This is a genomic window from Curtobacterium sp. VKM Ac-2887, from assembly GCF_015350935.1.
Lineage (GTDB): Bacteria > Actinomycetota > Actinomycetes > Actinomycetales > Microbacteriaceae > Curtobacterium.
The window spans coordinates 98,526-122,947 of record NZ_JADKSB010000008.1 but is presented as its reverse complement, the minus strand read 5'-3'; the positions used below and the strand labels follow the sequence as shown (position 1 = coordinate 122,947).

Sequence of the window (24,422 nt, the reverse complement as noted above, 5' to 3'; positions counted from 1 at the left end):
GGCGTCACGCGGCGGGGGCGCTGCCCTCCACCGCGGACGGGTCGTCGGTCGGGCGGCCGCGGCGGAACCAGGTCGGTGCTGCGGCGCAGAGCAGGAACAGCCCGTCGACCGCCAGGCTCCAGACGCGGGTGACGACGACCACGACGAGGGCGATGGGCACCGGCATCACGATGGCGAGGAGCAGCGCCTGCACGCCCTCGCGGACGCCGAGGCCACCGGGGGCGAACACGGCGAGCATGCTGATCGCCGAGGCCATGCTGGCGGCACCGATCACGAACGCTGCGTCACTGAGCTGGAGCGTCGGGTACACCGCCAGCGTGATGAAGTAGTACGCGGTGCCCGACAGGATCGCACCGGCGACGTACAGCCCGGCGCCGCCGAGCACCGTGCCGAGGTTCGGGCGGACGTCGGCCTCGAGCGGCTTGCGGCGCAGGATCTTCAGCGCGATGCCGATCAGGAAGACGAAGACCCGCGGGATCAGGCAGACGACACAGCCGACGAACGCCGCGACCATGAGCGCGATGAGCCACGGGTCGAGCGCGTGCGTGCGGGGGTCGATGAGCAGCAGCACGAGCGCCAGGGCCAGGGTGGCGGCGATCTGCAGCGCACCCTCGAGCAGGCCGCTGACGCCGAGCCGGGCCTTCGAGACACCGTGCTTCGAGGCGAAGTAGACCTTGCCGATGATCCAGGTCGCGGCCCCGGGGATGTAGCGGCCCATCCAGGACTTGGCGTACACGTAGGTGAGCGTCACGCCGGAGCCCTTGAGGCCGGTCGCGCCGAGCCGTCGCAGCAGGTAGAACCAGATGCCGACGCCCCAGTAGCGGAACCCGAGGCTGATCAGCGTCGCCACGACGACCCAGGACCACTGCCAGTCCAGGCCGGCGAGCTGGCCCCAGTCGACGCTGCGGACGTAGAGCAGGAGGAAGACCGCGAGGAGCACGTAGAAGACGATCGGGACCGCCTTGACGAGGAACCGTCGCCAGGACGGCGGACGCTTCCCCTCGGGGGCCGGGGCGTCGCTGGTGGTTCCTGACAAACGGGTCTCCTGCCGGTGCTGCTGAGCTCAGGTCATGCTAGCCGCTCCGGTGTGTGCGAAACTTGCCGCCGACACGACCGACCGAACACCGACACGAGGATGCCGTTGCCCAACCAGCCACGGGAGAGCGCCCGACTCGAGTTCACGTACCTCGACGGGCTTCGAGGACTCGCAGCCTTCGCCGTCGTGTTCCACCACACGTACCTGTTCACCGGCCTCACCGACGCCGCGAAGACGGACATGCCCTGGATGCGTCCGATCATCGGGTGGGGCTACCTCGGTGTCCCACTGTTCATCGTGCTGTCCGGCTACGTGCTCATGCTGCCGGTGATGACCCGCTCCGACGGCTACCGCGTGCCCGGCGGCTTCTGGAAGTTCATCTGGCGACGTGCCCGACGGATCCTCCCGCCCTACTGGGCGGCGCTCGTGCTCTTCGCCGTGGTGGTCCTGTTCGTACCGGTGATGCACAACCCGAACGGCACGCAGTGGGACACGAAGCTCCCGATGGGGTGGGGCGCGTTCCTGACGCACCTGTTCCTGGTGCACGACTTCTTCCCGACGTACATCGGCAAGATCAACGGGCCGATGTGGAGCGTCGCGATCGAGTGGCAGATCTACTTCCTCATGGCGCTGCTCATCCTGCCGATGTGGCGCCTGCTCGGCGGATGGGTGACGACCTCGGTCCTCGTCGCGGCCGGACTCTGGATGGGCGTCGAGAACCGGTACGCCTCGATGCACCCGTGGTTCGTGGGACTCTTCGCCATCGGCATGCTCGCGGCGGCGATCACCGTACGGGCCCGCGACGCGCACCTCGAGGGACGGCTCCGGTTCCTCGCGCCGCGGTGGACCGGCTGGGTGACCGGCACCCTCGTCGTCGCGGCGACCGCGGCGATGGTCCTGATGTTCGCCTCGCGTCGTCTGTACTTCCAGCAGCAGACCTGGCCGTCGGAGATCGCCATCGGCGTGCTCTCCGGGATTGTCCTCACGTGGCTCGGCGTGGCCGCCGTCACGGGCCACCACACCTGGTTCTCGCGGTTCCTCGCCTGGAGGCCGTTCGTCCTCGCAGGACTCGTCTCGTACTCGGTCTACCTCTTCCACAGCCCCTTGCTGGCGTTCGGCAACCTGCTCCTGCTGCCCCTGGGGCTCTCGACGAAGTGGCAGTTCCTCGTCATGGTCGTCGTCGTGGTGCCCGTGACGATCGCACTCTGCGTCGGCTTCTGGTGGCTGGTCGAGCGGAACTTCCTCAACCAGCGGCAGCGTCACGCCGCCGCCGAGGTCGCCTCGCGGGAGCCGATCCCCACCGTCGAGACCGTCCAGCCGGTGCGCGAGTCCAGCGTGCGCTGAGCGGCCAGGCCCCGCGACTCGGCGGCTACCATGGCTCGGACGCGACGTGGGCGACAGGGCTCCACGCATCTCGACGAGGAAGACGAGAACGCATGCGCAGATCCAGCAGAAGACTCCTCGGCCTGGGCACGGCGACGGTGGTGGCCGGGGCGATGACACTGGTGGCCGGTCCGGCGTGGTCCGAGACAGCAGGCACCGCGACGGCCTCGACCAGCCCGAGCGCCGGCACCAGCGCGGGCACGACGGCGACCGGGAGCACGACCACGACCGGGCCGTCCGTCGCCGAGATGGACGCGAGCGGCAACCACGTGATGGGTGCCGGCATCGCAGCACACGCCGGGCAGACCCGGGTGGCCGCCGACCTGCCCGTCGGGCCGACGCCCCTCGGCACGAACACGAAGGTCGCCGCCGCGGCGAAGCGCCCGACGGGCAAGATCAACGGCATGGACGTCAGCGCCTGGCAGCCGAACGTCGACTTCACGGCGGCCTACGGGCTCGGCGCTCGCTTCGCCTACATCAAGGCGACCGAGGGCGTCTCGTACGTCAGCTCGACGTACGCGTCGCAGTACCGGAACGCCAAGAACGCCGGCTTCATCCGCGGCGGCTACGTGTACGCCCAGCCGAGCAAGGCCAGCGGCGCGGCGACCGCGAACTACTTCTTCGCCCACGGCGGGCAGTGGACGGCCGACGGCGTCACGCTCCCCCCGCTGCTCGACATCGAGTACGGCACCGCGGCCCAGGGCGTCTGCTACGGCAAGAGCTGGCCGCAGATGCGGTCGTGGATCGCGGACTTCTCGGCGACCGTCTACAAGAAGACGCACCGCTACCCGGCGATCTACACGACGACCGACTGGTGGAAGCGCTGCACGAACAACAGCATCCGGTTCTCGAAGAACCCGTTGTTCGTCGCGATCTACCCGGTCAAGGACTTCTCCGGCCCCGGGACCCTCGGGGCCAGCTGGAAGTCGACCGGATGGCGCTTCTGGCAGTGGGCGGCCAGTGGGACGCTCCCCGGCGACCAGGACGTCTACCGCAGCGCGGACGGCGCGAACCTCCGCGCGTTCGCCAAGAAGACGGAGTAGCCCCGCCGGACGTCAGCGGGTCTGGCGGGTGGCCTCGGCGAAGTCGGCGTCGAGGGCGGTCGCCATCCGGGCGACGCCGTCGGCGAGCTGCTCGCGGACCGCGTCGCGGTTCGCGTCGAGTGCCTCGAGCTGTGCCGTGACGTCGTCGACGAACGTGGGTTCGAGCGCGGCCTCGATCGGCTTCGAGAACTCCTGCTGGCCCATCTGCTCGAAGAACAGTCGGCCCTTGTCGACGTAGTAGAGCACGGCGGCCGGGACGCCCGCGATGGTCGCGACGATGGCGGAGTGCAGGCGGCTCGCCAGGAACAGGCGGCTGCGAGACATCAGGCCGGCGTACTCGGCGGGCGAGAACTCGTCGGCCTCGACCACGTGGGTGCGGTCGCCGTGCTGCATGAGGGCGATGACCTCGCGCGCGAAGGCGGCATCGCCCTCCGAGGCCTCCATGTGCATCGGGTAGAACACGACGTCGGCGTCCCAGCGGTCGATCACACGGTCGGCCAGGTCCGCGACGGCCTGGCGGTAGGTGACGAGGCGGTCGCTGTCGACGCCGGTCTGGCGGAAGCGCTTCGGCAGGAAGCGGAACGGGATCCAGCCGCTGCGCTTGTAGTGGAACCAGCGGCGGACGCCGAACCCGATCGAACCGTCGAGACGCTCGGCGGTGAGGCCCGTGGTGCGCTCCAGGCGCTCGAGCACGCCGGCGTCCGGCGCCGTGACGGTGCCGACGACGGCCGGGTCGAAGGACGACACGATCGGCGTCGTCACGCCCCACGCCAGGAGCTTCTCGCGGGACTCGTCGTCGCGGACGGCGAACGAGCGGCACAGGTCGACGGTGGCGCGGATCAGGCGCTTGCTGACGCCTGCGGTGGTCGGACCGATGCCCTGGAAGGCCCCGACCAGGTTCTTGTTGACCGCACGGACGAGCAGCATCTTGCCGAACCAGTACACGAGGCCGAGCTTGTTCGTGTAGTCCTTGAGGATCTCGCCGCCACCCCACAGGACGACGTCGGCGCTGCGCGCGGCACGCAGCAGGGCGAACAGGTCGCCGATGCCGGTGCTGTACGGCGACACCGGCAGGAACCGGATCCCGAACCACGCGGCGTCCCGCTCGGGGTACTGCGACAGCGAGACGATCTCGGCGTCGGGCCACCGTCGGCGGACGAGCTCGACGTTGCCGGCGAGGATCGCCCGGTCCCCGCGGTTGTGGGGCGAATCGCTATTGTGGATCAGAACGCGCACGGGTGGAGAGCCTACCGGACCGTCCCCCGCGACCCCCGGAAAGGCACGATGTCCCGCCCCACCCCCTCTGCCCGCCCCCGCCTGCTCGTCCTCGGATCGACGTTCCCGGCCCGCCCGGACGACGGTGTGCCGGCGTTCGTGCTCGACCTCGCCCACCAAGAGGCCCTCGAGTTCGACACGATGGTGCTCACCCCGCGGGTGCCCGGCGGTGCCACCACCGAACGCATCGGCGACGTCGGCGTCCGGCGGTTCCCGTACTTCCCGAAGGCGTTCGAGGACCTGGCCGACGGCGCCATCCTCGACAACCTCAAGGAACGCCGCTCGCGCATCGTGCAGGTGCCGGCCCTGGTGCTCGCGCAGTGGTTCGCGATCCGTCGCGTGGTCCGCTCCGCGAAGCCCGACGTCATCCACGCGCACTGGGCGATCCCGCAGGCACTCGTCGCGACGTTGGCGGCCCCGGGCGTGCCCATCGTCGTCACCACTCACGGCGGGGACATCTACGCGCTCCGCGCCGCTCCCCTGGTCCGCCTGAAGCGCTGGGTCTTCGGCCGTTCGGCGCACGTCACCACCGTCAACTCCGAGATGCGCGAGCGCCTGACCGAGTGGGGCGTGTCCGAGGCGCGCTCCACCCTCATCCCGATGGGCGTCGACCTCGGTCCGGCCCGCGCCACCCGCGCCCGCGTCGCCGCGCAGGAGCACCACGTGGTGGCGGTCGGCCGGCTCGTCGAGAAGAAGGGCTTCGGCAACCTGATCGAGGCGCTCCGGGGACTCGGCGACGACGTGCCGTGGCGACTCACCGTGGTCGGGGACGGCCCCTACCGGGCGCAGCTCGAGCAACAGGCCGCCGGACTGCCGGTGACGTTCCTGGGCCAGCGCGGGCGCACCGAGGTGCTCGAGACCCTGGCTGCGGCCACCGTCGTGGCGGTGCCGTCGATCCCGGCGGCGAACGGCGACCAAGAGGGGCTGCCGGTCACCCTGCTCGAGGCCGCTGCCGTCGGCGCCGCGATCGTCGCGAGCGACCTGCCGGGCATCCGGGACGTCGTGCACGACGACGTGTCCGGCGTCCTCGTCGCCCCCGGTGACGTCGACGCCCTCCGCGACGCCCTGTGCCGCGTGCTCACCGACGACGCCGCACGGGCGAGGTACCAGGAGCAGGCCGTCGTGTCGGCGGCGGACTTCTCCACCGAGCGCATCGGCGAGCGCTACCGGGCGGTGCTGCGCGCAGCCATCGGCTGACGACGCGGCAGACGCACAGGAGGCCCGGTGCCGGTCCCACGGACCGGCACCGGGCCTGCTGTCGGTCGCGGCTAGCGCCCCATGCCGCGGTACGTGAAGCCGGCGGCGGTCCAGGCGTCGCGGTCGAGGCAGTTGCGGCCGTCGATGACGACCGGGCTCGACACCAGGGACGCCACCGTGGTCGCGTCGAGCTCGCGGAACTCGGTCCACTCGGTCAGCACGAGGACCAGGTCCGCGCCGGACAGCGTGTCCGCCGCCGTCTCGACGAAGTCGAGCTGCGGGTGCACGCGACGCGCGGTGACGACGGCCTCGGGGTCGTAGGCCGACACCGTGGCGCCGAGCTCGTGCAGGCGTGCGGCGATGTCGAGGGCGGGCGAGTCACGGACGTCGTCCGAGTTCGGCTTGAAGGCCAGACCGAGGACCGCGACGCGCTTGCCGGTCACGACACCGCCGAGCAGCTCCTGCGCCAGCTCGACGACGTGCGCACGACGACGCAGGTTCGTGGCGTCGACGTCGGCCAGGAACGCCAGGGACTCCCCGACGCCGAGCTCGTTCGCCCGCGCCTGGAACGCCCGGATGTCCTTGGGCAGGCAGCCGCCGCCGAAGCCGAGGCCGGCGTTCAGGAACTTGCGGCCGATGCGGGCGTCGTGACCGATGGCGTCGGCGAGCGCGGTGACGTCGGCGCCGGCAACCTCGGCGATCTCGGCCATCGAGTTGATGAACGAGATCTTCGTGGCGAGGAACGCGTTCGCGCTGATCTTGACGAGCTCGGCGGTGGGCAGGTTCACGACGAGCCGGGGGGTGCCGGACGCGAGCGCCTCGGCGTAGACCTCGTCGAGGGCGTCGACGGCGGCCTGCCCGGCGTCACCGTCCGGCACACCGTAGACGAAGCGGTCCGGGCTGATGGTGTCCTGCACGGCGAAGCCCTCACGCAGGAACTCGGGGTTCCAGACGAGCGTCGCCCCGGGCACGGCCTCGGACACCTCGGCGGCGAGGCGAGCGGCCGTGCCGACCGGGACGGTCGACTTGCCGACGACGAACTCGCCGGCGGACAGGTACGGCGTGAGCGCGGCGACCGCGGCGTTCACGTAGGTCATGTCCGCGGCACCGGTCGGGCTCTGCGGGGTGCCGACGGCGAGGAAGTGCACGCGGGCACCGGCGACCTCGGCCATGTCGGTGGTGAAGCGGATCCGGCCGGAGGCGAGCGCCTCGGTCAGGATCTCCGGGAGCCCGGGTTCGAAGAAGGGGGCTTCGCCGGCAGCGAGCCGCTCGATCTTGGTCGGGTCGACGTCGACGGCGACGACCTCGTGTCCGAGCTTGGCCATGGAGGCGGCGTGCACGGCACCGAGGTACCCGCAGCCGATGACAGAGATACGCACGACGAAGAAGGTACCGGTTTCTCGTGGGAGTTCCAGCACCGCGGTGCCCCGGGTGTCGTGGCTCCGTCAGGCGCGGACGTCGCCCCACGGCGGTCGGTCCGGGCCGCCGACGATCTCGTCCCAGTCCGGCTCGCGGTGGCGTCGCCGGGCCTCGTACGCCTCGACCAGGTCGTGCAGGACGGCCACCACGAGGTCGGCGTGCGGGACGTCCGCGAGCACCACGGCGGGGTCGTCTCCCGGGAACACCAGGACGTCACCGGAGCGGAACACCCCCTGGAGGCCGCGCCGGCGCACCGTCACGTCGTACCCGCGGGAGTGCAGGAGCTCCTGCCGGGTCCGTGTGCCGAGCCCGTGCACGACGACGAGCCGCCGGGTCGTGACGACGTACCGCTCGGACATCCAGCGGAACAGCGGCACGGCGCCGCCGAACACCACGAGCACCACGACGAGTCCGGCGACGACGGCGTTCAGCCACGCCAGCTGCGCCTGGAACACACCGAACCCGAACCCGCCGGCGACCATGACCAGCACGACGAACACCGCCGGGCGCACGAGCCGACGAGCGTGCGGTCGCAGGCGAGCGACGACGCGTTCGGGCGGCGGCTCGGCGGTCATGCCGTCATGCATACCGCAGGTGGGTGACGTCCCCCACGGCGACGCCCCTGGAGTCACCCGCTCGATCCCGGATCGTGATGCGGCCCGCGTCGTCGATGCCGGTGGCGTCGGCCTCTTCCACGGTGCCGTCGGGCAGCTCGAGGCGGATGCGGCGACCGATCGTGCCGCACGCGGCGCGGACGTGGGACCGGACCGACTCGGCGGCGGGACCACCGGCGACCAGGGCGGCCACCGCCTCCAGGACGGCTGCCCGGAAGGCGGACAGGACCGCGTCGGCCAACGCTGGGGCGTCGTGGACCGCGCCCGCCACGAGCAGCGACGTCGACGTCGGGGTCGGCAGGCGGTCGGCGGGGATCGTGAGGTTCACGCCGGCGCCGACCACGATGCTGCCGTCGGGGGCGACCTGGCAGAGGATGCCGCACACCTTGTCGTCCGCGACCTGGACGTCGTTCGGCCACTTGACGGCGACGTCGGCGCCGGCGGGCAGCACCCGTGCGATCGCGTCACGCATGGCGGCCCCGGCGACGAGGGGCAGCCAACCACGGTCGTCGTCGGCGAGGTCGGCGCGCACGAGCAGGCTCGCGGCCAGCGCCTCGCCGGCCGGTGCGCTCCACGTGCGGTCGAGGCGTCCGCGACCCGCGGTCTGGTGGAGGGTCGCGACCACGCTGCCGTGCTGCTGCTCGGGTGCCACGGCGAGCAGGTCGGCGTTGGTCGAGCCGGTCTCGTCGGGGACGGTGAGGGTCGCGCCCGCCGACCGGACCGCCTCGCTGGTGACGGGGAACGACGACGACGGGGATGTGGACATGCACGCAAATGTACGGGCAGGAACCGTGGGGGTCCTCCAACCGGCCCCGCCCCCGCCGCCGGTAGGGTGAGCGGGTGACTTCAGGAGACACCCCCGATCTCTCGACGACGGCAGGCCGACTGGCCGACCTCCGCGAGCGGTACCACGAGGCCGTGACCGCCGCGGGCGAGTCCGCGATCGCCAAGCAGCACGCCAAGGGCAAGGGCACCGCGCGCGAACGCATCGAGCAGCTGCTCGACGAGAACTCCTTCGTGGAGTTCGACGAGTTCGTCCGCCACCGCACCACCTCGTTCGGCATGGACGCCAAGCGCCCCTACGGCGACGCGGTCGTCACCGGCGTCGGCACGATCCACGGCCGCAACGTCGCCGTGTACGCGCAGGACTTCACCGTCTTCGGTGGTTCGCTCGGCGAGGTCGCCGGCGAGAAGATCATCAAGGTGATGCAGCACGCGCTGAAGACGGGCGTGCCGATCATCGGCATCCTCGACTCCGGCGGGGCCCGGATCCAGGAAGGCGTGGTCGCGCTCGGCAAGTACGGCGAGATCTTCCGCCTCAACACCCAGGCGTCCGGCGTCATCCCGCAGCTCTCGATCATCATGGGCCCGGCGGCCGGCGGCGCGGTGTACTCCCCCGCGCTCACCGACTTCGTGATCATGGTCGACAAGACCAGCCACATGTTCGTCACCGGCCCCGACGTCATCAAGACCGTCACCGGCGAGGACGTCGGCTTCGAGGAGCTCGGCGGCGCGCAGACCCACAACGCGGTCTCCGGCGTGGCCCACTACCTGGCCGAGGACGAGACCGACGCGCTCGACTACGCCCGCTCGCTCATCGGGTTCCTGCCGGACAACAACCTGTCCGACGCCCCCGCCTACGACGTCGCCCCCGAGCTCGAGACCACCGACGCCGACCACGAGCTCGACGTCGTGATCCCGGACTCGACGAACCAGCCGTACGACGTCACGACGATCATCGAGCACGTCGTCGACGACGGCGAGTTCCTCGAGGTCCAGCCGCTCTTCGCGCCGAACATCCTGATCGGCTTCGGCCGGGTCGAGGGCCGCACCGTCGGCATCATCGCGAACCAGCCGCAGGCCATGGCCGGCACGCTGAACATCGACGCCGGCGAGAAGGCAGCCCGCTTCGTGCGGTTCTGCGACGCGTTCGGCATCCCGATCCTGACCCTGGTGGACGTGCCCGGCTACCTGCCCGGCACCGACCAGGAGTGGACCGGGGTCATCCGCCGCGGCGCGAAGCTCCTGTACGCCTACGCCGAGGCCACCGTCCCGCTCGTCACCGTGATCACGCGCAAGGCCTACGGCGGCGCGTACATCGTGATGGGGTCGAAGCAGCTCGGCGCCGACATCAACCTCGCCTGGCCGACCGCCGAGATCGCCGTCATGGGTGGTCAAGGCGCCGTCAACATCCTGTACCGCGCCGAGATCAAGCGCGCCGAGGAGTCCGGCGAGGACGTCGCAGCGGTCCGCACGAAGCTCGCGAACGAGTACACCTACAACGTCGCGTCGCCGTACCTGGCGGCCGAGCGCGGTGAGCTCGACGGCATCATCCAGCCGCACGCCACCCGCGTCTCGGTCATCAAGGCCCTGCGTGCCCTGCGTGGCAAGCGTGCGACGCTGCCCCCCAAGAAGCACGGGAACATCCCCCTCTGATGGGTGCGCACTGATGGGTCGTCACGCAGCACCGGTCCCCTCGGACGAGCCCGCCTCGGTGGCCGACGTCCGGGTGGTCTCCGGTGAGCCCACCCCCGAGGAGCTCGCAGCGGTCGTCGCCGTGCTGCAGCGCCAGGCCGACGAGGCCGCAGCAGCCGGTCGCGCCGAGGTCGTCGACGAGCCGCGCACCGGGTGGCAGGCCTCGGCCCGCGGGCTGCGTCGCCCGCTCGACCACGGTCCCGGCGCCTGGGGCCGTTCGCTCCGCTGACGGACCTTGGCCTCCGCTGTACCCCTGGGGTCCCCGACCAGGCGGACGTTGCAGGCTGCACTTCCCGGTCGGTATCCCCTCGCACGGGGGACACGAATCGCCGAAGCGGGCCGGAAATGCCGAAATTGTCCCCCATAATGACGACTGACACCGGGGTTGCGGGTTGGCATAGTTACTGGTGTTCGGTGTCCTTCAACGAAGAACATCGCAGGTCGGTGGCCGACTAGGGTACGACGCCACCGCCCGCTGCGAGGCAGGGCGACATTCGGGTTGTCGCTCAGCCTCGGGTCGTGAACGGGCCGGTCGGATACGACCGGCCCGTTCCCCGTTTCCGGGGGCGTTCGCGCCGGCCGTTGATGCGGAACGACATCCTCGACGTCGTACGACGTCCACAGTGTCGTCCCCCGGCGCCGGCAACAGTTGCACCCGCGCACGAGCGACGCCCCCGACGTCGTACGACGTCCGTGTTGTCGCGTCAGCCGTCGGCGCCAGCCCGGCGCGACCACGTTGCGGCCGGGAGGCCCGTGGCGGCGCCGCCACGCGCCTCCCGGCCGCCACGCCCCGCGTCCACCGCCGCGCGCACCACTTTCGCGACATTCCACGCGTCGATCACCTCGTGGAATGTCGGAACATGCGTACGCACCGCATGCGTGCGCATGTTCCGACGTTCCACGCGTCGATCACCTCGTGGTCCGTCGGAAGATGCACACGCAGCGGGTGCCAGCTCGAGCGGGCGCAGCGCGCCTCAGGCGGGCTCGTGCCGGGGGATCTCGAGCCAGAGGGCCACGGAGTCGTCCTCGTCGCCGTCGTCGTCCTCCATGCCCGCTCCGAGGGCCGCGGACTCACTCGCGGCCGTGTCGAGCTTGAGCCCGACGACCGTCACCGCGGAGTCGGACCCCTCGCTGACGGTGCGGACGATGACGTTGTCGGCCTCGCGGGCCTGGCGGAGCGCCTCGGCGATGCGGGCGTGGATGCGGCGGACGTCGTCGACCTCGAGCTCGTCGAGACCGCCGTCGTCGTGCAGCTGCACCGTCGCACCCCGGCGGCGCAGGCGCATGACCTCGTCGCGGACGTCCTCGGACAGCAGGGAACGGCCGCGGATCTCGTCACGGATGGCCTGCTCGAGGTGCAGGCACTCGGCCCGGTCCGCGTCGTCGAGGTCACCGCACGAGTCGATGATCCGCTGCAGCATCGGCAGGGCCATCCGCGTGGTCTGGCTCAGGCGGAACTGCCGTTCGAAGACGTGGGCGTCCTGCGCCGCCTGCCAGTCGGCGGTCTCCTGCTCGGCACGGACGAGCTCGCGGGTGTTGCGGATGGCACGGTTCATGGCGATGGCGAACACCGTCGCGATCGCCACCCAGGCCACGCTGCCGAGCACCCCGAGTGCGCCCAGCGCATCGAGACCGGCCCAGGCGACCGTGTACACGGCGAGGAACAGGACCCCTGCCCAGGCGAACGGGCCGCGTCCCCGCACGACGAGCACGACCATCAGGGTGCCGACGGCGGCGATCCACCACGTGGCGGGCCCCGGCGGCCTCGACAGGTCGACGACGGGTGCCGCGACCAGCGGCATCACGATCGCGGTGGCGAGCGAGAAGCACGCCGTCCAGACCGGCAGGACCTTGCCGGGCACGAACAGCGCGGTGCCGGTGGCCGCGGCGTAGAGGACCATGCAGGCGATCACGGGGCCGACGTCCTGCACGCGCTGCAGCGACGCGACGGCGAGGACCAGGTGGTAGAGGGAGAACAGCGACGCCAGGCCGAGCGCGATGCTCGCGGGCAGGGAGACCTTCACGCTGCGGCTCCCGTCGTCGTGGGCGTCACGGGCGACCAGGTCAGTTCGATGCGCGTGCCCTCACCCGAGGCGGTGTGCACCTCGGCTCGGCCGTCGACGGCGGCGACGCGCTCGATGATCGACCGCCGCACCCCGAGTCGTTCGGACGGGATCGTCGCGACGTCGAAGCCGCGACCGTCGTCACCGACCTCGATGTGCACACCGTCGTCGTGCTGCTCGACGCGGACCCACCGGGCGACGTCGGGCCCACCGGCGTGCTGGACGCTGTTGACGGCCGCCTGCAGTGCTGCTGACGCGAGGGCGTCGGCGACCGACGCCGGCAGTCGGACCGAGCCGGTCGGCGCCGGGACGAGCCGGACGGGTGCCGCGAGGGCACCGATCGCCTCGCCGATGCGGGCGCGGAGGTCGGCGAGCGAGACCGGGGTGTCGTCGTCCGGGCCGTCGGCTGCCGCGGCCTCGAGGTGGTCGATGGCGTTCCGCGCCATGCGGGCGGCGAGGGTCTTCGCCTCGAGCGTGTCGGCCCGCGCGGCGGAGAGCAGGGTCGTCAGCACGCTGTCGTGCACGATCGCGTCGACCTGCACGCGCTCCACCTCGACCGCGTGCTCGCGGATGGCGTGCGAGTACCGGCGGACCGCGGTCGACTGCGCCGTGTCGACCGACGAAGCGGCACGGCGGAGGACCACGGCGATGACGAGCACCGCACCGCTGAGCAGCGCCGTGTACACGCCGTCGAGCAGCGCACGGACGAGCCCGGCGTCGCCGCCGACCGGGGTGAGCCGGAGGACGACGTAGACCGCCGGAACGAGTGCGGTGTAGATCGTCGCCCGCCAGGTGGCGAAGCCCATGGCCGCCGCGGTCGAGCCGACGGTGCAGAACCACCACGGCCACGGCTGCTGCGTCGACGGGATCGGGTCCTGCACCGTGAGCGGCCACGTGGTCAACGCGACCAGGAAGAGCAGGGCGCACAGGATCTGCGCGAACTGCGCCACCCGCGGCACGAACGCCGAGACCCCGACGAGGACGAACGACGCCCCGAGCGCGATCGCGACGACCGGGCCCCAGAACGGGTCGAGGTAGGGCAACTGGGCGAGGACCGCCGGGGTGTCGACGACGCCGAGGCCGACCGCGGTCATCGCCAGCAGGATCGCGAAGGCACGCTCCACCGACGCCTGCGTGATCGACGCGCGGACGCTGCGTGACGGATCGGCACCGAAGGGCGCTCCGTCCCCGAAGCCGACCGGGTCGCCAGCAGGCGCACGGCTCGAGCCTGCTGCGACGCGGCCGAACCGCCGACCGGTCCCCCGACCGGTCCCCCGACCGGTCCCCGGGACGCTCCCCCGACCGGTCCCCCGGCGCGACGCCGGCTCAGCCGCGCTCGCCATCGTGTTCAGCGACCGTCACCGTCGGGGTCGATGCCCGAGTCGAGCCCGGGGAGGATGCCGTCCTCGACCGCCCGCCGCAGGAGGTCGACCTTCGTCGGGGCCGGGCGACCGACCTCGACGTACTTCACGCGGATGCGGTCGAGGTACTCACGAGCCGTGGAGTACCCGATGCCGAGTTGCTGCGCCGCCAGCTTGAGCGGCAGGCCCGAGGCGTACAGGTGCAGGATCTCGCGTTCGCGCCGGCCGAGCTGGGCCTTCGCGAAGTCGCGGTCGGCGTCGATGGCGCTCGCCCACTCGAGGTTGTTCAGCACGTCACCACGCGCGACGGTGGCGACCGCTGCCATCACCGTCTTCGTGGCGGACGACTTCGGGATGACACCGGCAGCCCCTGCTGCGAGTGCCTCACGGACGTTGGCGACGCGGTCCGCGATGGAGTGCACGAGCACGGCGGAGCCGGTCCCCTGCACGCCCTTGACGTTCTCGGTGACGGTCGAGCCGTCTCCGAGGGACAGGTCGAGGACGACGACGTCGACCTCGCGCCCGTCGAGGTTCTGGACGTACTCGGGCACGCTCGCGGCGGTGAGCACCACCTCGAAGCCCTCGTTCTGGCACGCCGCCTGGATCCCGAGTCGCACGGACTCGTGGTCGTCCACGATCGCGACCCGGACCGGCCTGGTGGCCGTGCCCGACGTCTCGGCTGCGGTTGTCGTTCCTGCTCCCACTGTGGCCTCTCGTTCCGATGTGCGTCCCCGGCCCCTGAAACCGGATCGCCATCAGCGCCCAGGATACCCAGGCTGGACTCAGGTCCGGGGAAACCGGACGCGCCACGCGGACGAAACCGCCCGGTTGCCCGTCAGCGCGCGGGCGTCAGGCGCGCCACAGCCTCCATGTGGTGGGTGTGCGGGAACAGGTCGAACGCCCGCAGCGCCTCGAGCTTGTACCCCAGGTCGGCGAACGTCGCGACGTCGCGGGCGAGCGCGACCGGGTCACAGGCGACGTAGACGACCTGCGACGGGTGCAGGGCCGCGATCTGCTCGACGACCTGACGACCGGCACCGGCGCGCGGCGGGTCGAGGACGATCGTGCCGGCGCGGAACCGGTCCTGCTCGGCGCGCGAGGCGTTCGCCACCGTGTTCGCGAGCCAGCGGTCGACCCGGCCGGTCTCGGCGCGCGCGCCGAGCCACTCGGCGAGGTTCTCCTGCGCGTGCTCGGTCGCGCGTGCGGCGCTCTCGACGCTCGTGAGGCGCGCCTTCGGCCCGACGAGGTCGCCGAGTGCGGCGGCGAGCAGGCCGACGCCGCCGTACAGGTCCAGGTGGGTGCCCTCGGGGTCGAGCCGGTCGCGGTCGACCAGGTCCTGCACGGCCTCGGTGAGCACCGACGCCGCGGCACGGTGCACCTGCCAGAAGCCGTTGTCGTCCACCGCGAAGGTGCGCTCCCCCACGACCTCGGTCACCACGGTGGGCTTCTGCTCGTCGATGACGAGGCGCGCCCCCTCGGAGCCGCTCGGTGCCAGCACGTCGATGACCGACGAGCCGGGCATCACGCCACGGCCGAGCGGCGCGCTCTCCTGCACGGCGTCGTTCGCGAGCGGCAGGCTGGTGACGGGGATGACGGAGTGCGAGCGCGCGGCGAACGGGCCGGCGGTGCCGTGCTCGTCGACGTGCAGCCGGACCCGGGTGCGCCAGCCGAGGCCGTTCGCGGCGTCGTCACCGGGTGCGGCCTCGACGACGACGTCCGAGCCGAGCACCGATGCCAGGTCCGTGTGCGCGAACCGCGAGAACGAGTCGACGAGCACGTCGTGCTTCAGCGTGCGCTGGTGTGCGAGGGCGATGTGGCCGAACTCGGCACCGCCCGGGCGCGTCTCGGGGTCGCGGTCGAGCGCGGCCTCGGCCCAGACGTGGTCGACGCGGTGCTCGCTCGGGGTGACGACGCTGACGGTGTCGGCGCGCCAGAACGACTTCTTCCGGTCCTCGGTCACCCGGGCGACGACGCGCTCCCCGGGGATCGCGTCCGTGACGAAGACCACCCGGCCTTCGTGCCGTGCCACCGAGATGCCGCCGTGGGCGATCCCGGTGACGTCGAGTTCGAGCAGCGTTCCGACAGATTCACCCATGGTTCGATGGTCCCATGCGTCTGTACCTCGCGAGTACATCCCCCGCCCGCCGAGCACTCCTCGCCCAGTCCGGGATCGAGCCCGTGCTCGTGTCGCCCGGGGTCGACGAGGACGCCGCGGCGTCCGCGGCCGCCGCCGCGCTCGGCCGTGACCTGACCGGCCCGGAGCTCGTGTCGCTGCTGGCCGTCGCCAAGGCGTCGGCCGTCGCGGACGCCGACGTCGCCGGGTCGCCGGTCGACGGCTTCGTGTTCGGCGGCGACTCCGCCTTCGAGGTCGACGGGCGCCTGTACGGCAAGCCGCACGACCCGTCGGTGGCCCGGGAACGCTGGCGGCAGATGCTCGCCGCCGGCGGCGGGACGCTGTGGAGTGGACACTGCGTGATCGATCGACGACGCGACGACCGGCGCCGCGACCTGGACCCGGCCACGGGACGGACGGGAGGCCCGGATGCGGCCCGCCCCGTGCCTCCCGTCCGCAGCCTGGTGACGTCTCCTGCCGGCGTGCCGGAGCTGGGGGACGTCGCTCCAGGCGGGTCGGCCCTGGCCGCCGGTGGCGACCGCGTGGTCGCCGTGGACAGCGCCGTGCTGACGTTCGCCGACGACCTGTCCGCCGAGGAGATCGACGCGTACGTGGCGACGGGCGAGCCGCTCGAGGTCGCGGGGGCGTTCACCATCGACGGGCGGGCGGCGGCGTACATCTCGCGCATCGACGGGGCACCGTCCGCGGTGGTCGGGCTGTCCCTGCCGGTGCTGCGGTCGATGCTGCTCCGCGGCTTCGGTGTCCGCTGGCACGAGCTCTGGTCACTGTAGACATCCGCACTTGTTCGGCACGGTTCTTTGTCGGTGCCAGTCAATTCGTGCTCCCGTTGCACGAATACGCTGATGTCTCATGCCCCGTATCAGCAAGGTCCTCATCGCGAACCGCGGCGAGATCGCCGTCCGCATCATCCGCGCGGCCCGCGACGCAGGCAAGGCATCGGTCGCCGTCTACGCCGACCAGGACCGTGACGCCCTGCACGCCCGCCTCGCCGACGAGGCCTACGCGCTGAACGGCACCACGAGCGCCGACACCTACCTCGTCATCGACAAGATCATCTCGGTCGCCCGACGGTCCGGCGCAGACGCCGTGCACCCGGGCTACGGATTCCTTGCCGAGAACGCCGACTTCGCCCGTGCCGTCATCGACGCCGGACTGACCTGGATCGGCCCGTCGCCCGACTCGATCGAGCGCCTCGGCGACAAGGTCTCCGCGCGGCACGTCGCCGAGAAGGTCGGCGCGCCGCTCGCGCCCGGCACCATCGAGCCCGTCAAGGACGCCTCCGAGGTCATCGCGTTCGCCGACGAGGTCGGCCTGCCGGTCGCCATCAAGGCGGCCTTCGGCGGCGGTGGCCGTGGCCTGAAGGTCGCACGGACGCGCGACGAGGTCGCCTCGCAGTTCGAGTCGGCGACGCGTGAAGCCATCGCTGCGTTCGGTCGGGGCGAGTGCTTCGTCGAGAAGTACCTCGACAAGCCGCGCCACGTCGAGACCCAGTGCCTGGCGGACGAGCACGGCAACGTCGTCGTCGTGTCGACGCGTGACTGCTCGCTGCAGCGCCGGCACCAGAAGCTCGTCGAGGAAGCACCCGCGCCCTACCTGACGGACGCGCAGCAGGAGCGACTGTACGAGTCGTCGAAGGCGATCCTGCGCGAGGTCGGCTACGTCGGTGCCGGCACGTGCGAGTTCCTGATCGGCGCCGACGGCACGGTGTCGTTCCTCGAGGTCAACACCCGCCTGCAGGTCGAGCACTGCGTGTCCGAAGAGGTCACCGGCATCGACCTGGTGCGCGAGCAGTTCCGCATCGCCGAGGGCGGCGTGCTCGACTACTCCGACCCGACGCCCCGCGGGCACTCGTTCGAGTTCCGCATCAACGGCGAGGACCCGGGCCGCAACTTCTTCCCCGCGCCAGGCCCCGTACACGCGTTCAACGCGCCGTCGGGCCCCGGCGTCCGCGTCGACTCGGGAGTCGTGAGCGGCGACGTCGTGTCCGGTTCGTTCGACTCCATGCTCGCGAAGCTCATCGTCACCGGTGCCACCCGCGCCGAGGCGTTGGAACGCTCGCGTCGTGCACTGGCCGAGTTCGAGGTCACCGGCCTGCCGACCGTGCTGCCCTTCCACCGTGCGGTCGTGTCGGACCCGGCGTTCGCGACGGACGACTCCTCGCCGTTCTCCGTGTACACGCAGTGGATCGAGACCGACTTCGTCAACGAGATCCCGGCGTGGAGCGGTTCTCCTGAAGAACTGCCGGCACCGGCTTCGCGCGACTCGGTCGTCGTCGAGGTGCAGGGCAAGCGCATCGAGGTCACCATGCCGTCGATCGTCGGTGGCGGTGCCGCCGCCGGTGTCGCCGGTCGTCGTCCGGCCGGTCCCTCCGCTCCCCCGAAGCGCCGCTCGTCGGCGGTCAAGGGCGGCATCGCGAAGTCCGGCGGGTCCGTCGCGTCGCCGATGCAGGCGACCGTCGTGAAGCTCGCGGTCGCCGAGGGTGACACCGTGGTGAAGGGCGACCTGCTCGTCGTGCTCGAGGCCATGAAGATGGAGCAGCCCGTGCAGGCCCACAAGGACGGCGTCGTCACCGGGCTGAACGCCCCGGTCGGCCAGACGGTCTCCTCCGGTCACGTGCTGCTCGAGCTGGCGTAGGCGCGAGCGGAGTCGCGGGCCGTCGCGGGCCGTCGGCTCGGGTTGCGCCCCGCTGCGGTCATCGCGCCCCGACTCTTCGGGGCGCGATGACCGTCAGAGGGCGCGGCTCGCAGCATGACGCCAGGCAGTACCCCAGTTCGGACCGAGCGGCACCCCGGCGTCGTGCAGGATCCGTGGGAGCTGCCCCGCGGGCATCGCGTCCGACCACATCACCCGTGCGAAGCCGTTGACCCCACGGCGGCGGCGGAGACGGTCCTCACGGCGCTTCTCGTCGACCAGGGCGTCTGCCGCTGTGCGTCCTCGCCGCGGGTCGTCGTACTTCACCCGGCCGTCGAACTCGACGATCACCCCGGCTTCCGCGAACCACAGGTCCACCCGGTCGTGCAGCAGGCCGTCGTGCCGGAACTCCTGCTGCAGTACCGGGTCCGGTGCGCCGAGCACGTGCGCACCCCACCGTGTGATGCTCTCCCCCGGTGACTCGGCGAGCGGATCCGCGTACTCGACCAGTTCCCGTGCGCGTCGATGCCCGCGAGCACAGCGACTGCCGAGCGCTTCGAGGATCGTCGCCCGCTCGACGCCGCGCCGCAGGACGGCGTCGAGCACGACGATGGCACGCCACGGGTGTTCGCGAAGGGCGACGTCGACCGCGGTTTCGGTCAACGTCGTGACGGGTACACCGTCGACCTCGACGGAGGACGGTCGCCTGCCGGCGCTGCCGATGCGCTGGATGCTCCGCTTGACCTGGCCCCGGTCCCGGGACGGGTCGGTCACGGTGACACGCTCGCCGAACGCCCCGATCCACGGCAGTCCGAGCATGGCGACCGCTGACCGGTGCGACACCACGACGGAGCCCGTCCCGCCGGCGAGCACACTCCGCACGAGCACACTCCGCACGAGCATGCGATGTCGTTCGCGTTCCGTCATCGACGCCCACTCGCCCGACCCGATGTACGTGCCACGGTGCACCCGGACGAGGGCGCCGGCATCCGCTGCGCGACGGATCGCCGACGCACGACCGGGGTCCTGCGCGAGGCCGACGGTCGAGATGGGTTCGTGTTCCATGCTCCGATGATCGCGACGCACGGTCCGTCGCGAGCGGGGTCTGCGCGATCTGTGGACAGGCCACGGGGCAGCGCACCCGCTTGCAGGCATCGCGCCCCGAAGAGTCGGGGCGCGATGCCCGCAGCGGGGCGCAACACGAACGAGCGCTACCGGGGCGCGACGCGAACGAGGGGGGCGGCGGGCGGCGGCGCTACGAGACCAAGGGGCGGACGGACTCCGCGAGGGCGTCGACGAGGCGCTGGGCCTCGGCGGGGGTCTCGGCGACGGTGTCGATGTAGACCTTGACCTTGGGCTCGGTGCCGCTCGGTCGGACGATCACGCGCGCGTCACCGGTCAGGTCGTACCGCAGGATGTCCGACGGCGGGAAGCCCTCCACCCCCTCGACGTAGTCCGTCACGGTGCGGACCTCCAGTCCGCCGAGCGACGACGGCGGCGCGGACCGGAGCGAGCCCATGATCTCGCCGATGCGGGACAGGTCGTCAACGCGGGTCGCGACCTGCCCCGACGCGAACGCCCCGAACTCGGCAGCGAAGGCGTCGAGCTGCCCGGCGATCGACGATCCGGCAGCGGCCAGGTCCGACGCCAACGACAGCAGCGACAGTGCCGCCGAGATGCCGTCCTTGTCGCGCACGACCGACGGGTCCACCAGGTAGCCGAGGGCTTCTTCGTACCCGAAGAGCAGCCCGGGGACCCGCGAGACCCACTTGAAGCCGGTCAGGGTGTCGCGGTACTCCAGGCCGTGGCGGGCGGCGACGCGGGCCAGCGCCGGCGACGAGACGATCGACGCCGCGAGGGTGCCCGTGGCGCCGGTCTCCGACGCACGGACGGCAGCCTGCCACCCGAGCAGCCACCCGACCTCGTTGCCGGACAGGCGGCGGTAGGTCGGGTCCCCGGAGTCGGAGACCGCGGGGATCGCGAGCGCGAGCCGGTCGGCGTCGGGGTCGTTCGCGATGACGAGGTCAGCGCCGACGGCGAGCCCGCGGGCGATCGCCAGGTCCATCGCGCCGGGCTCTTCGGGGTTCGGGAACGACACGGTCGGGAACGCTCCGTCCGGCTCGATCTGCTCCGGCACGACCGCGGGCGATGCGAACCCGGCGGCGGCGAACACCGCGCGTGCGGTCTCCCACCCGACACCGTGCATCGCCGTGTAGACGACCTTCGGCTGCTCCTGCGGCGCCAGGGTCGGGGCCGGCACGATGGCGGCCGTCGCGGCCACGTAGGCGTCGAGCAGCGCCGACGACGCGACGGTGTAGTCGGTGCCCCGGGGCAGGTCCGTGATCGACCCGGCAGCGACGGCTTCGATGGCCGCAGCGATCGAGCCGTCGACCGGCGGCACGATCTGCGACCCGTCGTCGTCCTGTCCGAGGTAGACCTTGTACCCGTTGTCGCGGGGCGGGTTGTGGCTCGCGGTGACCATCACCCCGGCGCCGACGTCGAGGTGCCGCACGGCGAACGCGAGCACCGGCGTGGGCAGGGCGACCGGCAGCAGCGTGACCTCGAGCCCGAGGCCACGCATGACCTCGGCGGAGTCGCGCGCGAAGACGTCGGAGTTCACCCGGCCGTCGTAGCCGATCACGACGCTGCGCGACCGGCCCGTGTCGATCAGGAAGCGTGCGAGACCGGCAGCGGCCTGCGACACGACGACCCGGTTCATGCGGAGCGGGCCGTAGCCGAGCTCGGCGCGGAGTCCGGCAGTACCGAACTGCAGCCGGCCGCCGAACCGCGCGGCCAGGGCCTGCACAGCCGGACCGGAGCCGTCGGACGCGGCGTCGATCGCGGCGGTCAGCTCGTCGCGGGTCTGCGGATCCGGGTCCTGCGCGAGCCAGGACCGAGCGGTCCCGAGCACGTGGTCGAGGTCGATCTTCACGACGCCGGCTGCCCGAGGGCGGTCACCACGCGGGCGAGCAGGTCCGCGATCACGGGCTCGGCCTGCTTGCCGGCCTCGAGCACCTCGGTGTGCGACAGCGGCGTCTTCTGGATGCCGGCGGCGAGGTTCGTGATGAGGGAGAACCCGAGGACCTCCATGCCGGCCTGTCGGGCGGCGATGGCCTCGAGCGCGGTGGACATGCCGACGATGTGTCCGCCGATGGCCTTGGCCATCTGGACCTCTGCCGGGGTCTCGTAGTGCGGGCCGCGGAACTGCGTGTAGACGCCCTCGTCCAGGGTCGGGTCGACCGACCGCGCCACGTCACGCAGCCGGGACGAGTACAGGTCGGTGAGGTCGATGAACGTCGCGCCCTCGAGCGGGCTGTCGGCGGTCAGGTTGATGTGGTCGCTGATGAGCACGGGCGTGCCGGGCGTCCAGTGCTCCTTGATGCCACCGGCACCGTTCGTCAACACCATGACCGTGGCACCCGTGGCCGCGGCGGTGCGGACGCTGTGCACGACCCGGCGGACACCGTGGCCCTCGTAGTAGTGCGTGCGTGCGCCGATGACGAGCGCGTGGCGGCCGTCGTCGAGGCGGATCGACCGGATGGTGCCGGAGTGTCCGGGCACGGCCGAGGCGCTGAACCCGGGGACCTGGTCCGCCGGGATCTCGGACACGGTCTCACCGATGATGTCGGCGGCCTTGCCCCAGCCCGAGCCGAGGGTCAGGGCGATGTCGTGCCGCTCGATGCCGGACTTCGCGGCGATGACGGCGGCGGCGTCCCGCGCGACCTCGAACGGGTCGGCAGCGGGGTCGTTCAGCGGGTTCTCGGTGCTCATGCCCCAACTCTAAAGGGCCGACGCCCGCCGCAGCGGCCGCCGCCGCTCCCGCCCCAGCGGCCGCCGCCGCTCCCGCCCCAGCGGCCGCCGCCGCTCCCGCCCCAGCGGCCGCCGCCGCACCCGCCTCAGTGCTCGCCGAGCGCCCGGTCCACCGCCGCCGTGATCTCGCCCTGGTCGAAGTGGTTCCGGATCACGATGACCTCGGCGTAGGTGTCGCCGATCGCCTCGACGAACTCCTGGCTCGTGAGGATCACGTTGGCGTCGTCGGACACGTCGCGCACCGAGGCCACGTCGGCTGCGACGACCGATGCCTGCAGGCCGAGGGCGGACAACGCCTTCTCGGCGTTCACCTTCAGGATGCCGCTCGAGCCGATGCCCGCGCCGCAGATGGTCACGATCTTCACGCGGACACCCCCATGATCGTGCGGACCTCGTCCGCCGTCGTCGCGTCGGCGATCCGCCCCGTGACGGCCTGGTCGTTGAACAGGTTCGCGATCTCGCCGATGGACTCGAGGTGCGTGCCGACCCCGGCGACCGCGAGCCCCAGGACCACGCGGACCGGGTCGTTGTGCGGGTGGCCGAACGCGACCGGTGTCTCGAGGGTCACGACGGCGAGCCCGTCGCGCAGGACCGCGCCACCCGGTCGGGCGTGCGCGAACGCCAGACCCGGGGAGATCACGATGTACGGCCCGTGTTCCTCGACCATGCCGATCATGGCGTCCGTGTACTCGTCGGTCGCGGCCCCGGACGCGACGAGCGCGCCGCCGGCCAGGCGCATCGCGTCACGCCAGGTGGGCGCGGTGGCCCCGAGGAGCACGGCGGCGTCCGGCAGCGGCGGCAGTCCCATGCGTCAGGCCTCCGAGTACCCGGAGGTGATGGTCGCGATGATCTCCTCGCGGTCCTCGAGCGGCAGGAAGGAACCGAGCGCCGCGTTGATCTGGAACGCCGCCAGGTCGTCGAGGTCGTAGCCGAACGTGCCGGCGAGCAGTGCGAGTTCCTTCGACAGCGACGTCCCGCTCATCAGGCGGTTGTCGGTGTTCACCGTGACCCGGAAGCCGAGCTGGTAGAGCACGTCGAAGGGGTGGTCGGCGAGGTCGTCACCCCAGGCCGCGATCGCACCGGTCTGCAGGTTGGAGGACGGCGAGACCTCGAGCGGGATCTCGCGGTCGCGGACCCACGACGCGACCTCGCCGAGGGAGGCCAGCGTCGACCCGTCACCGGCGTCGGAGAGGGTGACGTCCTCGAAGATCCGGACGCCGTGCCCGAGGCGCAGCGCGCGGCCGTCGACGAGCGCGGACCGGATCGAGGCGAGTCCGTCGGCTTCGCCCGCGTGGACGGTGACGGGGAACAGCTCGGATGCGAGGTAGTCGAACGCGGCACGGTGGTTCGAGGCGGGGAACCCGGCTTCGGCACCGGCGATGTCGAAGCCGACCACCCCGTTGTCACGGTGCCGGACGGCGAGCTCGGCGATCTCGAGCGAGCGGTCGGCGTGGCGCATCGCGGTGACGAGCTGGCCGACCCGGATGCTGCCGCCGGCGGCGTCGACCGCTTCCTCGATGCCGGCCTGCACGGCCTCGACCGTCTCGTCGAGCGTCAGCCCGCCCTGCAGGTGCTGTTCCGGGGCCCACCGGACCTCGCCGTAGACGACGCCGTCGGCGACCAGGTCCTCGACGAACTCCTTCGCGACGCGGTGCAGCTGCGGAGCCGTCTGCATGACCGAGGTGGTGACGTCGAACGTCTTCAGGTACTCGACGAGCGAGCCCGAGTTCGACTGGTCGGCGAACCACTGCCCGAGCTCGGACGGGTCGGTGGTCGGCAGCGTCACACCCGAAGCACCAGCCAGCTCGACGATCGTCGCGGGGCGCAGGCCGCCGTCGAGGTGGTCGTGCAGCGAGACCTTCGGCAGGTCGTTGATGACCGCCCCGGCGTCGGGCAGGCGGTAGGTCGGGGCGTCGGCGCTCATGCGTCCAGGCTATCGGTGGTCACCGACCGCGCGCAGGCACCTGTGCACAACAGACGG

The 24,422-nt window shown here is 71.8% G+C and carries 23 protein-coding genes; 7 read left to right on the top strand and 16 right to left on the bottom strand.

The window, feature by feature from the left end; all coding sequences use genetic code 11:
* Nucleotides 1-4: 4 nt before the first annotated feature.
* The gene (locus tag ITJ69_RS11150; protein ID WP_159573673.1) at nucleotides 5-1,036 is read right to left on the bottom strand and encodes a lysylphosphatidylglycerol synthase domain-containing protein; all 1,032 of its coding nucleotides are present in this window, start codon (nucleotides 1,034-1,036) and stop codon (nucleotides 5-7) included.
* Between the two features lie 99 nt (nucleotides 1,037-1,135).
* Between ITJ69_RS11150 and ITJ69_RS11145 the strand changes: the two genes are divergently transcribed.
* Both ITJ69_RS11145 and ITJ69_RS11140 read left to right on the top strand, forming a co-directional pair.
* Nucleotides 1,136-2,380, top strand: a complete 1,245-nt coding sequence (locus ITJ69_RS11145; protein WP_228505424.1) for an acyltransferase family protein — start codon at nucleotides 1,136-1,138, stop codon at nucleotides 2,378-2,380.
* A 92-nt stretch (nucleotides 2,381-2,472) separates the two neighbouring features.
* The gene (locus tag ITJ69_RS11140; protein WP_159573675.1) at nucleotides 2,473-3,462 is read left to right on the top strand and encodes a GH25 family lysozyme; all 990 of its coding nucleotides are present in this window, start codon (nucleotides 2,473-2,475) and stop codon (nucleotides 3,460-3,462) included.
* A 12-nt stretch (nucleotides 3,463-3,474) separates the two neighbouring features.
* Here the strand turns inward: ITJ69_RS11140 and ITJ69_RS11135 are convergent, their stop codons facing one another.
* Complete coding sequence (locus ITJ69_RS11135) at nucleotides 3,475-4,698, bottom strand: polysaccharide pyruvyl transferase family protein (protein ID WP_159573676.1); 1,224 nt, start codon at nucleotides 4,696-4,698, stop codon at nucleotides 3,475-3,477.
* Nucleotides 4,699-4,746: 48 nt separating this feature from the next.
* Here ITJ69_RS11135 and ITJ69_RS11130 point away from each other — a divergent pair, with 48 nt between their 5' ends.
* The gene (locus ITJ69_RS11130; RefSeq protein ID WP_194672785.1) at nucleotides 4,747-5,934 is read left to right on the top strand and encodes a glycosyltransferase family 4 protein; all 1,188 of its coding nucleotides are present in this window, start codon (nucleotides 4,747-4,749) and stop codon (nucleotides 5,932-5,934) included.
* A gap of 71 nt (nucleotides 5,935-6,005) precedes the next feature.
* Here the strand turns inward: ITJ69_RS11130 and ITJ69_RS11125 are convergent, their stop codons facing one another.
* From ITJ69_RS11125 to ITJ69_RS11115, 3 genes are all read right to left on the bottom strand, one after another.
* Complete coding sequence (locus ITJ69_RS11125; protein WP_194672784.1) at nucleotides 6,006-7,313, bottom strand: UDP-glucose dehydrogenase family protein; 1,308 nt, start codon at nucleotides 7,311-7,313, stop codon at nucleotides 6,006-6,008.
* A gap of 66 nt (nucleotides 7,314-7,379) precedes the next feature.
* A complete protein-coding gene (locus ITJ69_RS11120) occupies nucleotides 7,380-7,928 on the bottom strand; it encodes a PH domain-containing protein (protein WP_159573018.1) in 549 nt (182 codons plus the stop codon).
* A gap of 4 nt (nucleotides 7,929-7,932) precedes the next feature.
* On the bottom strand, nucleotides 7,933-8,733 hold the full coding sequence (locus tag ITJ69_RS11115; protein WP_194672783.1) for a biotin--[acetyl-CoA-carboxylase] ligase: 801 nt from the start codon (nucleotides 8,731-8,733) through the stop codon (nucleotides 7,933-7,935).
* Nucleotides 8,734-8,807: 74 nt separating this feature from the next.
* Here ITJ69_RS11115 and ITJ69_RS11110 point away from each other — a divergent pair, with 74 nt between their 5' ends.
* Together ITJ69_RS11110 and ITJ69_RS11105 are read left to right on the top strand one after the other, a co-directional pair.
* Nucleotides 8,808-10,403 (top strand): acyl-CoA carboxylase subunit beta, encoded by a 1,596-nt coding sequence (locus ITJ69_RS11110; protein WP_123672255.1) that lies wholly within the window; start codon nucleotides 8,808-8,810, stop codon nucleotides 10,401-10,403.
* A gap of 13 nt (nucleotides 10,404-10,416) precedes the next feature.
* Complete coding sequence (locus ITJ69_RS11105) at nucleotides 10,417-10,671, top strand: acyl-CoA carboxylase subunit epsilon (RefSeq protein ID WP_123292197.1); 255 nt, start codon at nucleotides 10,417-10,419, stop codon at nucleotides 10,669-10,671.
* Nucleotides 10,672-11,146: 475 nt separating this feature from the next.
* Here ITJ69_RS11105 and ITJ69_RS20475 read toward each other — a convergent pair whose 3' ends face one another.
* The 5 genes from ITJ69_RS20475 to ITJ69_RS11085 form a co-directional block, all read right to left on the bottom strand.
* Nucleotides 11,147-11,329 (bottom strand): hypothetical protein, encoded by a 183-nt coding sequence (locus tag ITJ69_RS20475; RefSeq protein ID WP_228505422.1) that lies wholly within the window; start codon nucleotides 11,327-11,329, stop codon nucleotides 11,147-11,149.
* 87 nt (nucleotides 11,330-11,416) lie between these two features.
* On the bottom strand, nucleotides 11,417-12,466 hold the full coding sequence (locus ITJ69_RS11100) for a hypothetical protein (RefSeq protein ID WP_159573020.1): 1,050 nt from the start codon (nucleotides 12,464-12,466) through the stop codon (nucleotides 11,417-11,419).
* The gene (locus tag ITJ69_RS11095; RefSeq protein ID WP_194672782.1) at nucleotides 12,463-13,848 is read right to left on the bottom strand and encodes a sensor histidine kinase; all 1,386 of its coding nucleotides are present in this window, start codon (nucleotides 13,846-13,848) and stop codon (nucleotides 12,463-12,465) included. The genes ITJ69_RS11100 and ITJ69_RS11095 overlap by 4 nt, the downstream gene beginning before the upstream one ends.
* A 5-nt stretch (nucleotides 13,849-13,853) precedes the next feature.
* On the bottom strand, nucleotides 13,854-14,570 hold the full coding sequence (locus tag ITJ69_RS11090; protein ID WP_111086608.1) for a response regulator transcription factor: 717 nt from the start codon (nucleotides 14,568-14,570) through the stop codon (nucleotides 13,854-13,856).
* A 131-nt stretch (nucleotides 14,571-14,701) separates the two neighbouring features.
* On the bottom strand, nucleotides 14,702-15,961 hold the full coding sequence (locus ITJ69_RS11085; RefSeq protein ID WP_194672781.1) for a class I SAM-dependent RNA methyltransferase: 1,260 nt from the start codon (nucleotides 15,959-15,961) through the stop codon (nucleotides 14,702-14,704).
* Nucleotides 15,962-15,975: 14 nt separating this feature from the next.
* Here ITJ69_RS11085 and ITJ69_RS11080 point away from each other — a divergent pair, with 14 nt between their 5' ends.
* Nucleotides 15,976-16,770 (top strand): Maf family protein, encoded by a 795-nt coding sequence (locus ITJ69_RS11080; protein ID WP_194672780.1) that lies wholly within the window; start codon nucleotides 15,976-15,978, stop codon nucleotides 16,768-16,770.
* A 79-nt stretch (nucleotides 16,771-16,849) separates the two neighbouring features.
* Nucleotides 16,850-18,634: an acetyl/propionyl/methylcrotonyl-CoA carboxylase subunit alpha gene (locus ITJ69_RS11075; protein ID WP_111086611.1), complete on the top strand. Its 1,785-nt coding sequence runs from the start codon at nucleotides 16,850-16,852 to the stop codon at nucleotides 18,632-18,634.
* Nucleotides 18,635-18,727: 93 nt separating this feature from the next.
* Here the strand turns inward: ITJ69_RS11075 and ITJ69_RS11070 are convergent, their stop codons facing one another.
* From ITJ69_RS11070 to ITJ69_RS11045, 6 genes are all read right to left on the bottom strand, one after another.
* Nucleotides 18,728-19,696, bottom strand: a complete 969-nt coding sequence (locus ITJ69_RS11070; protein ID WP_159573025.1) for a hypothetical protein — start codon at nucleotides 19,694-19,696, stop codon at nucleotides 18,728-18,730.
* 190 nt (nucleotides 19,697-19,886) lie between these two features.
* Nucleotides 19,887-21,563, bottom strand: coding sequence for a phospho-sugar mutase (locus ITJ69_RS11065; RefSeq protein WP_194672779.1), 1,677 nt, complete (start codon nucleotides 21,561-21,563; stop codon nucleotides 19,887-19,889).
* The gene (locus ITJ69_RS11060) at nucleotides 21,560-22,402 is read right to left on the bottom strand and encodes a purine-nucleoside phosphorylase (protein ID WP_194672778.1); all 843 of its coding nucleotides are present in this window, start codon (nucleotides 22,400-22,402) and stop codon (nucleotides 21,560-21,562) included. The genes ITJ69_RS11065 and ITJ69_RS11060 overlap by 4 nt, the downstream gene beginning before the upstream one ends.
* Nucleotides 22,403-22,527: 125 nt before the next feature.
* The gene (locus ITJ69_RS11055; RefSeq protein ID WP_123292189.1) at nucleotides 22,528-22,806 is read right to left on the bottom strand and encodes a PTS sugar transporter subunit IIB; all 279 of its coding nucleotides are present in this window, start codon (nucleotides 22,804-22,806) and stop codon (nucleotides 22,528-22,530) included.
* Complete coding sequence (locus ITJ69_RS11050; protein WP_123938688.1) at nucleotides 22,803-23,249, bottom strand: PTS sugar transporter subunit IIA; 447 nt, start codon at nucleotides 23,247-23,249, stop codon at nucleotides 22,803-22,805. Before ITJ69_RS11050 ends, ITJ69_RS11055 begins: the two co-directional genes overlap by 4 nt.
* A 3-nt stretch (nucleotides 23,250-23,252) precedes the next feature.
* Complete coding sequence (locus ITJ69_RS11045; RefSeq protein ID WP_194672777.1) at nucleotides 23,253-24,365, bottom strand: adenosine deaminase; 1,113 nt, start codon at nucleotides 24,363-24,365, stop codon at nucleotides 23,253-23,255.
* Nucleotides 24,366-24,422: the final 57 nt, after the last annotated feature.